The sequence below is a fragment of the Segatella copri genome (assembly GCF_009494835.1).
GTDB classification, from domain to species: Bacteria; Bacteroidota; Bacteroidia; order Bacteroidales; family Bacteroidaceae; genus Prevotella; species Prevotella copri_F.
The window spans coordinates 102391-118602 of the sequence record NZ_VZBE01000055.1; the positions used below are offsets into that span (position 1 = coordinate 102391).

Genomic DNA, 16212 nt, shown 5'->3' on the forward strand with positions numbered 1-16212 from the left:
ATTATTTAAACTTCTTTAAACCTTCCGCTCTGTTAATTTATACAAAAGCTCTATTGGTCTATCAAAATTAAGTAGTATCTTTGCAACGTGTTTGTGAACAAAAAGCGTGAACCAAGTTTAAAAGAGGTTGCAAAAATGCTTATAAATAAAGGAAATAACAAGTTTTTCGGCAAAGATACTCTTTTTTCTCGAAAAATTGTTGTATTTTTGCCATAAATTAATAAAATAAGTATTAAAAGCTATATATGAGCGACGAAATTAAAGATAAAAACGGTCTTGAAGAGGAAAAATCGCCAAATTTGGAAAATTCTTCTACAGAATCTGAACAGGATGCTGCAGAAGATGCCAACGAGGAGATTTCGACCGAAGAACATTCCGATTATAAGCCGGTGAACCGATTCGATGCTTCTGCTGTACATCACCTCAGCGGAATGTATCAGAACTGGTTCCTCGACTATGCATCGTATGTGATCCTCGAACGTGCCGTTCCTCATATTGAGGATGGTTTGAAACCGGTACAGCGACGCATCCTCCACTCTATGAAGCGCATGGACGACGGAAGATACAACAAGGTTGCCAATATCGTGGGACATACCATGCAGTTTCACCCTCATGGCGATGCGTCTATCGGAGATGCTTTGGTACAGATGGGACAGAAAGACCTGCTCATCGATACGCAGGGTAACTGGGGAAACATTCTTACGGGCGACCGTGCAGCTGCTCCCCGATATATCGAGGCACGCCTCTCTAAGTTTGCTCTCGACGTGGTTTTCAATCCAAAAACCACCGACTGGCAACTCTCTTATGATGGCAGAAACAAGGAGCCTATCACGCTCCCTGCCAAATTCCCGCTGCTCCTGGCACAAGGTGCCGAGGGTATTGCCGTGGGATTGAGCAGTAAGGTTTTGCCACATAATTTCAATGAGATTTGCGATGCTGCCGTCCACTATCTCAAGGGCGAGCCATTCCAACTCTATCCCGACTTCCCTACAGGCGGTGCCATCGATGTAAGTAAATACAATGATGGACAGCGAGGTGGTGCATTGAAGGTAAGAGCCAAGATAGACAAGCTCGACAACAAGACACTCGTTATCAGCGAGATACCATTCAGTAAGACTACAGGCAGCCTCATCGATTCTATCACCAAAGCGGTAGAAAAGGGTAAGATTAAGGCACGCAAGGTAGATGATGTTACTTCGGCAAATGTTGAGATTCTTGTGCATCTGGCACCAGGTACCTCATCAGATAAAACGATGGACGCACTCTACGCATTCAGCGATTGCGAAATCAACATCTCGCCCAACTGCTGTGTCATCGAAGACAACAAGCCTGTTTTCCTCACCATCAGCGATGTGTTGCGCCACAGCGTAGACCGCACAATGGGATTGCTGCGCAAGGAACTGATGATCAGAAAGGGAGAATTGGAGGAGCAGCTCTTCTTCTCTTCTCTCGAACGGATTTTCATCGAGGAGCGCATCTACAAGGAGCGAAAGTTTGAGCAGAGTAAGAGTCAGGATGAGGTTGTTGCCTTCATCGATTCTAAACTCGAACCATTCAAGGACAAACTCTTTACTGCCGAAGTAGACGGTAAGGGTATGGTAGAATATGCCTTCCATCGGGAAATTACCCGCGAGGACATCCTCAAACTCCTGGAAATCAAGATGCAGCGAATCCTTAAATATAATAAGGATAAGGCAGACGAACTGCTGATGAAGATTAAGGCTGAACTTGCTGAGATTGAGAACGACCTGGCTCACATGACCGATGTAACCATCAACTGGTTTGAATATCTCAAGGGCAAGTATGGAAAGAACCATCCTCGCAAAACAGAAATCAGAAACTTCGATACCATTGAGGTGACTAAGGTGGTAGAGGCTAACCAGAAACTCTATATCAACCGTCAGGAAGGTTTCGTTGGTACAGGGTTGAAGAAGGATGAATTCGTATGCAACTGCTCCGACCTCGATGACATCATCATCTTTTATAAAGATGGTAAGTTTAAAGTCACCAAGGTAGCAGACAAGATATTCGTCGGCAAGAATATCCTCCATGTTCAGGTATTCAAGAAGAACGACAAGCGCACCATCTACAACTGTGTTTACCGCGACGGCAAGCAAGGCGATTACTTCATCAAGCGATTCAACGTAACCGCCATGACCCGCGACAAGTTGTATGACATCACCCAGGGCACACCTGGCAGCCGCGTCATCTACTTCACCGCCAATCCGAATGGAGAGGCAGAAATCATCAAGTGTACGATGGAGCCCGACCTGACGAAGAAGCGCCAGAGCATCTTCCTGGAGAAGGATTTCTCAGACATTCTGATCAAGGGACGTGCAGCCAAAGGTAATCTCCTTACCAAGCGCACCATTCGCCGCATCGGTCTGAAGAGTCACGGCCACAGTACGTTAGGAGGCAGAAAGGTTTGGTTCGACCCAGACGTAAACCGCATCAACTACGATGAAAACGGCCGCTTCCTGGGCGAATTCAATGATGATGAATCTATCTTGGTAGTACTCGACAACGGTGAATTCTACATCACCAATTTCGATGTCAACAACCACTACGAGGACAACATCATCCGCTTAGAGAAATGGGATGAGCACAAGATCTGGACGGCTATCCTTTACGATGCCGACAATCAGGGATATCCATACATCAAGCGATTCACGATGGATGCCACCAAGCGCCATCAGAATTTCATGGGAGAGAACCCTAACTGCAAGCTCATCTTGCTTACCGATACGGTTTATCCACGCATCAAGGTTACTTATGGCGGTGTGGATGCCATCCGTCCTGCCGAAGAAATCGATGCCGAGCAGTTCATTGCGCAGAAGAGTTTCAAGGCAAAGGGTAAGCGCCTCACGACATGGAAGATTGAAAGTATCGAGGAACTGGAACCAACCCGATTCCCAGAACCTCCTTCTGAGGATAATGATGAGGAACCGGATGGTTCTGACTCAGAGAATGAAGGTGAAAACCTTGATCCAGATGCTGGCAAAAGCGAGCAACAGGTGATTGACGAACTGACTGGTCAGACCAACCTCTTCTCAAAAAAAGATTTCGAAGAAGACCAGAAGGATAAAGACTGGTTATCGAAGCAATAAAAAGCGCTAAGAAAGCGCAAGGAAAGCACAAAAGAAAGCGCAAGGAAAGCAGCAAGAAAAGCAGCAAGAAAAGCGCCCATCATAAAAAAAGGAGCTTAAGCCCAAAAAGCTTAAGCCCCCTTTTTTATTATCTAGCCATTTGCATTTCGCGTTTCAGCAAAAAAAGAAGCCAGTCCCCCTCCTGCCCCCGTTCCAGGCGATTCCATCGCCTGTCCCTCCAGCAGTCAGTAGCCTTCATTTTTACCTTTTATACCCCGCCAGCTTTTTCAGGCAGTATTCCTTAAAGTCATTCCAGTGGTAATAAGGTGCCACATCGCTCTTGATAGGCAAAGTAGCCTCATCTTCATTCAAAAGCACCTTCACCAGCACATCATTCGCCTTGTTTCTATAAAAAACAAACTGCAAATTCGTAGCCATCGGAGTAATCTTATAATCCCACCATTGAGAAGCAATCTTCTCCGGATCCTTAATCTCCTCGCCATACCCATTCAAATCCAGCAAACAGGTAAGCGGAGTAACCATTGTATCGTGTCCATATCTCAGGGTAGCACCCGGATGCGGAAGAGCGATGCAGCTATCTGCCTTCTGGATGATGTTTCTCAAGAGATTGCGCTGGGAGAACGGCTGCACATTGCCCGTATAAGGCGAGTTGCCGTAAGCCATCTGCCACGAGATGTTGGCATTCAGCCAGTTCTGATACAGTTCCTCCTCCGTAAAGAGGTCATAGAGCGAAACCTTGCCCCTCAGTTCCGTGCCTTGGATTGAGCTTGCCATCTTATAAAGTTTGCTGTTCAGGTCACTCTGGTTGATATTCTGCTTCACCCAGGCAGGGTCGTTGAACAGTTCCTGCATCACACGGCTATAGCTAACGTGCTTCTGTGCAAATTCCTGCAGTGCCACCTTGATACCCACGCTGTTCTTCAAGCTATCCAGGTATCTGTCGTCCTGGTTCATATAATACATATCATGCTCGCTGGCATCATGGAAGATATGAAGTTTCGGATTGATACGCAGCATCTGCTGCAAACCGTTCTCCATAGAGAGGATGCATCGGATTACCAAAGTACTTCGGGCCTCAATATTCGTATTACCGGCAAAAATCTCAGGGAATCGCTCCATCATTCTTCTGGTAATACCCTGATGCTGGAGAGCTCCGAGCGGAGTCAGTTCGCCATCGCGCCCCTTCGCCTCCTCACGAATCATCTTCACCTTAGCCAGCGTTTCCTCGCCCTTAGCTGTCAGTTTGCCCTCCTGCTTCGCTTTGAGCAGAGAGAAATAAGGTACATCATAAGCCTTCTTGCCTATCATATAGCGGGAACCATGCCGCCCATAATGGCTCAGATAAAAAGGTTTATAACCCTTAGGAGCCGCTGCCAGCGGTTTCTGCGGACCACGATAAGCTACATAGTTACTACCCGAAAGCGTGATATCCCGCTTGAAATCCTCTTGCGGAGTCTGTGCTGTCAGAGGCATCGCCAATGTAAGAGATGCCAACAATAATAGATTCTTTGTATTCATTGTTATCATATAATTTTGTTTTGAAAACATACAGTCTCATTTAATTCCAATTCATCAGTTTTCTCAGGAACGGAAGCAATTCTGCCGCCATCTTCCGATGCTGCAACATACTAGGATGCCAGCTGGCGCCATAACCTAAATCTCCTTTCTGGAAACTGAAATCGAAACGGTAAATGTTCTTATCAGTTTTATTGGCATCAGCACAGATTCTATCAAGCACTGTTCGCTGCTTGCTACTCTCCTTCTCGCCGAGCATCGGACCTGTCAACATCACAATCTTTGCATGAGGATACTTGCTACGTACCGTTTTAAGAAACATGCGATAATTCTTCTCGTAGAGTTGAATATCATAATTCTTGGTAGAAAGATCGTTCGTACCCAGATTGATGCAGACTAACTGAGGCTGATACTTGGCAAAATCCCATTTTTCATCATGCTGGTCAAATAAGGTATATTCATATTGCCAAGGCATGTTATCGGCATCACCCGTCTTCGGACCATTATAATTACGATATACCCCGATACCACTGCGGGAGATAGAAGTATGCTGGGCCTTCAGACTGTCACTTACGATATTGGCATAAGTAAACCAATGGTTCTCCGTTTCATCCTCAAAAGGATCAGACATGTTGATACTTTCTACACCATAACCGCAGGTGATTGAATTTCCGATAAATTCAATTTTCCGTACCGGAAGAGCCTGAGCCTCAACGAGCTGACATCCCTTATCAAGAACGAATCCCCTGAATTCCGGTTTACGGAACAAACCTTCTATCACATACATCACCTTAGCATGATGCACCCCCTTTGACAAAGCCGCAGCCAGGGTTACAACCGAATCGCGTTCGGCATTAAAGCCCACTTTGAAAGGTTCGCAACCATCAATCTGCGCCATGAAATATCCCGACTTCGGGCGACACAGCATTTTCAGAGAAGATCCTTGAAAACTAGCCTCAATCGTAGTTCCCGGATAATTGAAACTGGCTACATCAGGATTCTTAGCAAAGCTCACACGCCCAATATACTGAATCATCGGATGAGAAGCCTTTACGATCTCTCCCTCAATAGGAAGAGTAGTTGATTTCTTCACATTTCCAGCCATCATCGTGGAAGAAACCATCAATGTAGCCAGCATCATAACCCATACTTTTTTCATATTACTGTTATTTAGTTTTTATCTGTCCTTACTGTCCAGCCTTCGTTTTTTTGCAAAATAAAAATAGAACAGTATCTGTTTGCAAAATTACCATTATTTCTCGTAAAAAGCAAGTAAAACCATCATTTTTTTCATTTTTCTTCTTTTTATTCAAATTATTATTGTATCTTTGCACCCAAGAATGCGCTTGTGGCGAAATTGGTAGACGCGCTAGACTTAGGATCTAGTGGTTCAGGCCGTGTAGGTTCGAGTCCTATCAGGCGCACAGAAGGAAATCCTAACTGCTTGGTAATAAGCGGTTAGGATTTTTCTTTTACTATTTTTGGCAACATTTTGGCAACGTATTTCATTCCTAATTCATAGTGGTTGCCAAAAGGTATGCTGCATTTTACATTCTTTCACACGATTTCATGCAATTAAATCCGTGCATAGCTCCTTCGTAGACTTTATTGGCATCTATGGATTCTATCAATCTCTCATCCATCTTTGTCCATGTTTTCATCTTTATACACAACATTCAGTTTTTTATTGTACTTTTGCAAATAAGAAATTTGAATAACAATTTAATTTTTAAAAGATATGAAGAAAATTAGTATGATTTTATGCTCTGTAATAAGTGTTATTACACTATCTTCTTGTGGAGCCTTCAAGAACTATGTTGCAGACTACTCTATTGGATTGAAAACCGTAGAGAGTCCTGCTAATGCTAAACAGCAATTTGGAGAAACAAAAGTTGTAAACTTCCAAGATGGAACGACAAACAAGTACCGTTATGAAGATGACTACATCTATATTGTATGGTATGTTGGAGCCAAACAATTCAACTTTGACCTAACCAACAAGTCTGGACATACATTGAAAATCAACTGGGACGACATTAGTTATGTTGATTACAAAGGGCAGACTGGCAGAGTGATGCATTCTGGTGTAAAATACACGGAACGCAACAACAGCCAACCTGCTTCTACAGTTCCAAAGGGAGCAAATCTTTCAGATCTTCTCCTTCCAACAGAAAATGTTTATTACGTTTCTGGTCAATATGGTGGATGGAGAGAGAAATACTTGATTCCATGCGTATACAGCGATGCTGCGACAAGAGATGCACAAGCATCAGCATACATAGGAAAGACATTGACCATCATGATGCCTATCATGATTGAGAATGTCCAAAATGACTATACATTCACATTCAGTATTGATAAATTATTAAATGACACTAAGAAATAAGATGAAACATTTACATATACTATCTTCTATAGGAGTTCTTTTCCTATAGACATTTTTTCTACATTCATGCTCATCGTCATCCGATGAGCATGGGAACAATCAGAGTTCTAAGCCTTTGGCTTCCATTGACGATGTCTCTCTGAACTACAAGCCATCTTCAGAATCCGTTTCTCTATCAAGAGATGTCGAAGTGGAAGGTGCTGTCGTGAAACTAAAGAAAGGAGTTTCTTGGATAAATAATGTTCGTTTATCTGGTAACAAGATTCTTTTTGATGTTGAAGAAAACACAACCACACAAAAAGGGCATCGTTTTGACACAATATGTGTCGTCGCCAAAGGACAAATCATAGGAAAGGTATGTGTGAGCCAAGCCAGAAATCCTTTTAGTGGCAGTCGTTTAGCATGGGCTAATTCCAAAGCATTATATCAAGAAAAGGCTTTGAGCGATAAAGATTTGAGTGGCTTAGAAATGACCAAACTCGTTTATAATCTTGAAAAGACAACAGGTGGGAAGGATTCATACAAAAACTATCCTGCCATTGCTTTCTGCATAGAAATGAATCATGACCCTGAGCATCATATGGAATGGTATCTGCCATCTGAAAATGAAATACGTTCCTATGCACGTTCTCAATCATATAGTGGAACTCCAATAGCTCGCCATAATTATTGGTGGTCTTCATCAGAAAACCAATATAATGGAACTGCATTCAACGTTTATTCTGGAAGCATTGCATCACGTGGTTCCGTTTCAAAAGCCAGAGAATGGTGGGTTGTTGCATTTCGCAATGGTAAAATTGAAGAATAATTCACCGTGGAATAAAGTTAAAGCCGGCTGCATATACAGGCGGCTTTAACTTCTATAAAAATTTTAGGTTATAATCTCAACGATTTTTATCTCTCCGTTGGTTCTATAATTTCCGATATTAGACCCACGAATAACTTTTTCTGCTTCAAGAATGTTTCCTTTTTGGATTTTATAAACATAAAGGATATCCTTTTCTCGCAAACTACTATTTACTGAAGAAATGACATTAAGTACATTTCTTTCCTCTATTTCACAAACCTCAAAGGTCACAATTCGATCCAAATATTGAAGCTTAATTCTTGTACCAATTTCTAAAGCACTAATATATATAGTTTCATCCTTATACCCCCATTCGCTATTTAGCTTCTTTGCAATAGAATAGTCTTCCCAAGATTGATAACCAACATACAATGCTATCGTGTTTAGCGTAAATTCACTTGTCTTTCTTTCGTCATTGATGTAATTAAAAAGACGTTTAAGTGTCGTTACACCTATAGTACGTCCTGTTTCCTTAAATATATAAGTTGATAACAATCCAAAATCACCTGCCTTATCAAACAACAGTCCAGAATTTCTTTTGATGTCGTCAATTATCGCATTGTTCAATATCATATTTCTATTTTTATAAAAGAAAAATTGTCCGATACGTTAGAAGCCATAGAATCAAATTCCGCTTTCTTACTATCATCATAATTCAAAACTTGTATCATATCCAATTCTTTATGAAGTCCATCTGTACAAAGAACGAAGACATCCCCTTGCTCGATTTTTATCCTACGTATTGGAGCAACATCAACAGGTTCACTACCCATTATCGACTTTGTTACTATTGATGAATACTTTTCATAACTCGATGCCGCAAGAGTCTTAATCTTGGCTAATTCATTTATGATAGAATGGTCTTCTGTCCTATAGACTTCTACTCCATCTCTATACATATATATACGGCTATCACCCAACCAAGTCAAATATGCATATCCATTAGATATCAGAAGAACTGTTATGACACATCCCATTTTAGAAGTTCCAAGAGCAATACGCTTTAGCATAAGCGCATCGTTAGCAAACGGAATAGCTTTTCTCAACAGAATTGCAGGTTCAAACTTTGTATAGTTCATTTCAACATAGTCCAGCAATGCGTCACCAACAACTTTGGCAGCAACTGCACCTTCCGCATAACCACCCATGCCATCAGCCACAATGTAAACTCCTGAGTTGTTGGGAAGAGAACCATGAACAACATAGTCCTGATTCTCTTCTCTACAACCTTGATTTGTATATTCAAATACTTTCATTAATTATTTAACCGCTTGGATAGTATCGCCACCATGTTTTGTTACACGAGGACGTATACTTATCTTGATTGGACGTTGTGTAATGGCTTTGTCTGATGCCTTATTTGCCCACAGGTATGCTTCTCCTGAACCTAATGAAGCCATCTCCGTCGCCGTAAGAGTTTGGAGAGGCGTAATAGCTTTTTGGACATGTTTTACCCATGCTGGAGAGCTAAATCTATGCATGACAACAATAGAACTGAGTTCGATAATCTCAGTTGGCAGGCTCATAGGATCCTGACTGGCAATCATTATAGAGACACCTTTATGACGCATCTCACGAATTGCAGTTGTTATAGAGCCAACAAGTTCCTTGTTATTCATGTATTTATGAGCTTCATCAAATACTATGAATTTGTTAAACGCTCGGCCATCAACATTCATGACAGATGAGAAAATGTTTAGCATCACCACAAACAAACCTAAAGCTTCATCCTTTTCTATGAACTCATCACGTAAATCAACGATGATAAGTCTTCCTGGCTTCAAGTATTGCTGCAGTTTTTTTCCATCTGTGATATACTCCTCCGCAAATTCAAGTTTTTGCTCGGCAAGAGAACGTTGAGAAGCACTCATATGGACACTGTTAGCCACTCCATTACGAATGTTGGCAAGGCTTATGTCATAACGGCAAGCCTTCATTATCTGCTTCAACTCTTTTATATAAGTAGAGTCGTTACCCATAGCACCAAGCAAGAACATCCAATCCTTAACAGACAATTCTGCTGAATCAAATCCGATAGAAAGAACCTCGATGTCTGGATATTCAGCCTTTCTCGTTTCGACTTGGCTTTCAGGAGCGAGAAGAACCACATCTTTAATATTTCCAGGTTCTGCTCCATACTCTGCTTTCAGTTTTGCCAACTGACCTGCTTCATCGTTAGGATATACCATTGAGGTAAATTCTGGAGCATAATCCATACTGTCACTATAATGGAAAATGACACTTGCCATTGGCGCAGGCAATTTATTCACCTTGGAGAATTGACGAAGAACCATCTCAGTGATAGACCCAATTGTATAACTCTTTCCAGCACCTTGAACGCCAAACAAGCTGACCGTATTACATTCATTTAGATCAAGTCCAATAACACGTCCATTACTTATCATTTTTCCAAGTACACCATATTGTGGACTATCACCATTTTTACCAATGATAACATCGCAATGAGGTTCTTGATAATTAGAATCCTCTGGAACTTGCTCAGTTTCTGTCTTTAATTCTGTTGGCTCTATATCATCCTCAACTTTATTCGAGTCTATATCTTTGTGCGCAATTATATCTGGTGTCTCTGCATCATCACAGCCATCTACATCACCAGAGACTTTATCTTCCGATGGTGTAAATGAAACAGAAGGCTGCTCTTCTGGCTCATCTCCTGTTTTATCCATCATGTTATTTTCTGGTGACACTTTTACTACAGGCTTTTCTGCATGTTTAGAAGGAATGATAACTTCATATTCTGAATCCTGCTCTGGTTCCTTTGATACTTGAACAAATTGAACTGAAACATTGTTATCTACATGAGCTTTTACTGGAGCAAATGTTGGCTCAAAGTAATTCACAAACTCCTTGTCCATGGCTTCAAGCACCTGTGTATTAAGAGTTCCTTCTGTATTTAGTATTTCTCCTATAACAGGTTCACCCATCGTATATATAACAGCATCACCATAGAAATCTTTCTTTTGGCGTTCCATCTGAGTAAAGTCAAAAACAACTCCCAATTGTTTGAAACGAATAGTATATCCATCAGCTAATTTGCTTAAGAACACCATATATTCGTGAGCGAATTGAGGATCCAACTGTCCATAACGGATTGCACGACGAATATAGAATTCCAAGAACGACTTCAATTCAAGCACTTTTAATTCTCTGTCAAGTCGGTCATACCCATCAACAGCCATTTCAAAATGAGAGCGGAGCGCAAAGATAGTATTTTCCATCTGATTAACCATCTTCTCATGCAACTCATCTGCGTTATAGTGTGCATTACGGCATTTTATCTCAACTACAGTAAACAGAAGTTCTTTCTTGGCTGGATCCATTTTGACAACAAGATTATCTGCTCTTTCCTTGTTCTCATTATCCAAATCCACAAAGAGTTCCTTATGAAGATCAATAGGAATCAGGAAAGATTCTTTTGTTATTCCCTTCTTTTCCAAGAAACGTTTACACAGAGTTGTTCCAATAACCTCAAAACCCTTGCGTGAAGTGGCATTTACCTGCATGATAAGTGAACTACTTACTGAGCGAACATCTTCCAGTATTTGCTTAAAGTTGTCATACTTTTCCAGATTGATACCATATTCCTTAAAAAGTGGTATCATCAATGCGCCAATCTCACTTGTTGGTTTTGTAGTGAGATATGAAGACACACCTGTAGCTTCTTCGCCTGGTACATAGTCGAGGAGATAAGGGACATCATTTTCGCCGGCACAAGGAAGGTCGTAAAATTCAGGTCCCATATTCTTATCAAAAGTAATAACCCAGTCGCTGCTATCATGCACAAAGGAGAGAAGCATCATGTCATTTTCCTTCAAGCGAAGAGTTGTTGCTGGTACAGACTCTTCGAGTGTAGAAGAGAGCAACTTTCCTGTTGATTCTTGCAAACGAGCAAAGAGGCTTACCTCTAAGTTGGCTGACTCAGAAACAGGATTTGGCAATATCTTATTAGAGAAATAACGATTCCACACAAAAGACTTACCTTCCTTGGTTGCATTAACCACATTTCTGCATATAGTTCCATTCAGATAGAAAGAACGACTCAATTCATCTGGACGCACTAATTCCGTATTGACAGCAAATGGATTAACCAAGAACGAGAGGTGTGCTTGATACTTATCATGATTATCTATGAAATCACTTACTCTGTTCAACGAGAAACGGAGTTTTGGGAACAGACGGTTTGTGGAAGCCTGAGAGAACACCTCTGCTTCTGGTGCTCCTGCTGCATCAGGATCCAACAAATCCTTAAAAGCTTCTCCAGATTGAAGCATATTATTATCTGAGAACAAACGGATTTCATAAGTCAAATCAAGACCTAATCCTATCTTTTCCAATTCTATGAGCGCCTGGGCAAACACAGAAGCATCACCTGCATTGAACAAATTGATAACCAATTTGTCTGTATATGGATGCGAAAGACCATAGTTGAAGAGGTGGCGTACAACAAGTTCCTTGCTGACATCACTGTCAATACGCTTTTCTCTTGCCACATTCAACAACATAGCTGTATATGATTTCAATTGGCGATAGCCCGAAGCAAATGCCTCTTCTTTTCCAAAAGAAGGTTGTGCGTATGCTCCCCAACCAAAGGTAATTTCACCTATATACTGATATGCTTCCTTCAAAGAGTTCTCGCTAAGAACCAAAGGAGCAATCTCCATTGGCAAAAGTCCGAGGAACAATTTATCCAACTTTCTGTACCATGCCTTACGGTATTTTGGATTCTCCAAAGTCTTCTCTTCCCAGTCTTGATATAATTCATAGAGGTTTACCATCCATGCAAGACGCAATGGGTGAAGAGGTGCTATAAGTTTGACATTCTCATTGGAGCCATCAGGCATTTCGACAGTAAGGAGAACTGTATCAAGATTTTGAAGAGTAATAATCTGTGCTTCGTTCAACTCCTGCTCACTAAGATTTCTCAACCACAAGTCATATTCGGAAAGATAAGCCTTAACAAGGCCTATATTGCTCGCAAAATCAGTGGTACAAGTAAGACCTGTTTCATTATCAGCAGACTCACGCATAACACAGAATAACTCTTCACGTAATGAAGCCAGTTCTTCCGGAATTGTTATTCCCTTTGCTGCAATAAAAAGAGGGTATTGCTTTGCTGTATCAGTTGGATCCAACAATTTTGTATCTGTTGGGTTTCCACTTAACAAAGCCTCTACATGACCAAAGTTTGAACTGTTCACCAAGAAAGTTGTTTCAAGTTGAATCAGTTTCTTTGGCAATTGTATCTGATAAGCATATGCTGCACCAAAATCAAATTGATAGGTACTATTGAGCGTTCCTTCTATCCATGCACCTCTTTCTGCAGCATCATTAGGAAGGTCAAGTTCCTCTTCTTTTGCCAGATGAGTACTACGATAATGTATGGCAGCCTGAGTAAAGCTATTCACCTTGCCACGCTTATCCACAGTAGTACCGATATCCGTATTATCCTCAGTGATAGTAAAGCTCTCTGATTCGTTACAATATGCAACATGCTGTTCCAAACGATATTGTTCCATCAGAAGATTTTGGTTCTGTTCCTTAGCGTCAAGCCAAGCTGCCTGTATGCGTTCCTCTTTGAACACCTTTAGCGTATCGAGAACGATACCATTCTCATCAAGAGCACGGACACGAAGCATGTATTCACCCTCTTCAACAAAGCCATATGGTATGTTTAAAGAGAGTTTACGAGAAGCACGCTTGTTCGTACCAACTTTAGCTTTCTTTACAACTCCAATCTCTGTAAAATCCTCAATATTCACTAAAGCTATCTCAAAAGAGAATATATCAGGATAATCCTTTGGAGATGGATCTGTAGTGATTATGAATGAAATTTTGCCTTTCTTGTCTTTTGGAATGCCAAGAATCAAAGCTCCTGTTTCAAAATCACGCACCAATTCCTTTTTGGCATCTTTTCCTGATACAATCTCTACTGTAAGTTTCACAGGTCTATCTTCACCTTTATCAATCCAAGGTAGCCCTGCATAGTTAAACTCAGGATGGTTCTCATGAATGTTTTCAAATAGCGAAAGAGCATCCTCTATGTTCTCAGTTGTTGTAAAATATTTCATCAATTCCTTTTGCACGGTATTTCGCACAAGAGGAAGACTTGCTATTCTATCAGCAGCCGTCATGGAGAAATCAGCCATTACGGATGACACCTTTTCTTTATTGAGCATAAATCTTCTTCTGACAGAGCCTTCGTTTTTGACAAGGTCTCTATCAGGTAACATCCCGAACAAATACAACCCATTACCCCAAGCTTCATCTGAGAATTGCTGCATTTCAAGGTAAAGCAGATAATTTACGACAGAAGTTCTTGATGGCTTTATCTCCTCAAAAAGATCTGTCATTTGCTTCCAAAGAAACTCTTTTTCATTAGGCATCTCATCAATGAGTTTCCATATGAAAGAATCTTGCAATTCAGCTACAGAAAGGTTTTGGAAGGTTGCATCACCATAAGAATCTTCTGCCGATGTACGACTATTGGAAGGAACAAGTATCAATACTGCCTTATCAGGATTGTTTCTCAATTCAATAAGTTTTGTGGCATGAATGAATTCCTCACCTTTTTCCGTCTCAGAAAGAATATAAACTTCCATCTCGCTATTCAATGGTCGAAGCAAGGGAAGTAACACACGCAATTCTTTCAAAGCCAAGCCTGTAATCTTCATACAATGACCAGGCTTAGCAGCTTTCAACTTTGCCGAATAAGAATCAACAACATGTTGAATAAAACGTTCGTAATATAATGTTTTAATTTTTTCCATTAGTCTTCCAATTTATAACGTGGACGAATTTTTTGAAGGATGCAAGCGTCACTCATATCAGTATAGAATCCAATCTGGCGCAATTTATTTTTAAATGCATCCATATTGGTACGGAAAGCGGCATTTATTTCCACATCTGCATCAGTGAATCGCTCTTCCTCAATACCATTGATAATGAGACCATATCGTTCACGAATAGCATTTGCCAATTCGTCTATAGAAAGCGAACATGTCTCATATCCTCCACCCTTACTCTGGCGAAGAACCAACAACTGAACCAGTGTTTCCAGCAACTTTGAGCCAATAACACCTCTACGTGGGTGCATTTTAGACCTGCTATCTGCCAGTAACATTGAAGAAGAGTTCTTCATGGCAGCTGAATCAAGAAACGTAATGAGATATTTACGCTGACCACTACCAAGATTTGACTTTTCCAATACATGCAATAATCTCCCAAAGTAGTCTTGTTCATCGAAATACTGCAACATTTCCGCCATGTCTTCTTGATCAAATTCCTTCTCGTCTTTGACTGGAAGATTATTCTGGATGTTATTAAGAGTCATCTCGTAGTATTCACCATTAGCATTGTTCTCCTCCTTTAGATAGCGCAAAGCCTCATCGATGTCACAATGCTTTCTTTCTTGAACAAGATCTACCATATAGGTGCTTCTTATATATTGCCCATAACTATTTTCCATGCGCTCTATGTCCCTACATGCATATGGAGCTACCTGACTATCCAGACTGTCGGTCAAGTCCACAACCATCGACCAATCATCTACTATGTTACGAGTCCCCTTCACTATCATCTTTGGAAGTAAATAAATGACCTTCATCGTATAAAGTGCAAGGTGAAAACCACACAAAATGCGCAGATAGTCAATGAAAACTGTACGAGGAATTTTCTCCTTATACACTAACAAGCGTCGTATATCATCATTGAACAGAGCAGCTTGACTGGATAGAAATGGAGACGGAGTTGAGTCGACAGATGTATTAATACCCAATCTTTCCTTTAGTTGACTGGTCATATACAAGATTCCCATTGTATCCACGTCAAGATTTTCTGACGTTACGATACTTTTCGACTTTTTGTCCCATCCCTTATTGAGATATTTCTCTAAGCCTTTCATCACCTCGGGATTGCTATGCAGCATCAAGTACAATTGTTCCGAAGCATAATAGTCTCTACAATACTTGGCATTTTGCACACGAAAGCTCAGCATATGCAACGGTTTTAAAGTAGCAATATGCTCTTTCACTACGTTGCCACGATTCACGAGTTCTAGTAATGAACTACGTAACCATTCATCGATACCTTCCTCATTATCTGTGGCACCATTGATTAAGCCTTGCTGCTCTAATATGGATATATTCTTTGTCAATATGTCCATTGTATATTCTTTTCTGAACAGCAACGTCACGGGAACACCGTTGGCATATATCTTTTCAAATAGATTTGTAAGCACACGGTCAAGACTGATTTGCTTGAAGTTGACATACAGAATGTCCTTATTCATAAATGCTTTGACGCCTGTTCCTCTTTTTAATTTCAATATCATAGTCGTA

General features: G+C 40.9%; 9 protein-coding genes and 1 tRNA gene. 4 read left to right on the forward strand and 6 right to left on the reverse strand.

From position 1 onward, the window contains the following. Positions 1–245 precede the first annotated feature (245 nt). Positions 246–3107, forward strand: coding sequence for a DNA gyrase/topoisomerase IV subunit A (locus F7D47_RS07790; protein WP_228113404.1), 2862 nt, complete (start codon positions 246–248; stop codon positions 3105–3107). Positions 3108–3347: 240 nt separating this feature from the next. Here F7D47_RS07790 and F7D47_RS07795 read toward each other — a convergent pair whose 3' ends face one another. Beyond that, positions 3348–4625 carry a histidine-type phosphatase gene (locus F7D47_RS07795; protein ID WP_153086132.1) on the reverse strand — a complete coding sequence of 426 codons (1278 nt, stop codon included), beginning with the start codon at positions 4623–4625 and terminating at the stop codon, positions 3348–3350. Positions 4626–4665: 40 nt separating this feature from the next. Continuing rightward, positions 4666–5781, reverse strand: a complete 1116-nt coding sequence (locus tag F7D47_RS07800; RefSeq protein WP_153086133.1) for an SGNH/GDSL hydrolase family protein — start codon at positions 5779–5781, stop codon at positions 4666–4668. 183 nt (positions 5782–5964) lie between these two features. On the opposite strand from F7D47_RS07800, the gene F7D47_RS07805 reads away from it, so the two are divergent. The 3 genes from F7D47_RS07805 (at position 5965) to F7D47_RS07815 (ending at position 7816) form a co-directional block, all read left to right on the forward strand. Next, a tRNA-Leu gene (locus tag F7D47_RS07805) sits at positions 5965–6046 on the forward strand. A 314-nt stretch (positions 6047–6360) separates the two neighbouring features. Beyond that, positions 6361–7008 carry a hypothetical protein gene (locus F7D47_RS07810; RefSeq protein ID WP_153086134.1) on the forward strand — a complete coding sequence of 216 codons (648 nt, stop codon included), beginning with the start codon at positions 6361–6363 and terminating at the stop codon, positions 7006–7008. A gap of 115 nt (positions 7009–7123) precedes the next feature. After that, entirely contained in the window at positions 7124–7816 is a 693-nt protein-coding gene (locus tag F7D47_RS07815; protein ID WP_153086135.1) for a hypothetical protein, read from the forward strand. 63 nt (positions 7817–7879) lie between these two features. On the opposite strand, the gene F7D47_RS07820 is transcribed toward F7D47_RS07815, so the two are convergent. Genes F7D47_RS07820 through mads7 form a run of 4 tightly spaced genes read right to left on the reverse strand, consistent with a single transcriptional unit; the run spans position 7880 to position 16205 of the window. Next, entirely contained in the window at positions 7880–8428 is a 549-nt protein-coding gene (locus tag F7D47_RS07820; RefSeq protein ID WP_153086136.1) for a hypothetical protein, read from the reverse strand. Then, complete coding sequence (locus tag F7D47_RS07825) at positions 8425–9111, reverse strand: PP2C family protein-serine/threonine phosphatase (RefSeq protein ID WP_153095691.1); 687 nt, start codon at positions 9109–9111, stop codon at positions 8425–8427. Before F7D47_RS07825 ends, F7D47_RS07820 begins: the two co-directional genes overlap by 4 nt. A 3-nt stretch (positions 9112–9114) precedes the next feature. Then, complete coding sequence (gene mads8, locus F7D47_RS07830; RefSeq protein ID WP_153086138.1) at positions 9115–14643, reverse strand: methylation-associated defense system ATP-binding protein MAD8; 5529 nt, start codon at positions 14641–14643, stop codon at positions 9115–9117. Continuing rightward, positions 14643–16205 carry a methylation-associated defense system protein MAD7 gene (mads7, locus tag F7D47_RS07835; protein ID WP_153086139.1) on the reverse strand — a complete coding sequence of 521 codons (1563 nt, stop codon included), beginning with the start codon at positions 16203–16205 and terminating at the stop codon, positions 14643–14645. The genes mads8 and mads7 overlap by 1 nt, the downstream gene beginning before the upstream one ends. Positions 16206–16212: the final 7 nt, after the last annotated feature.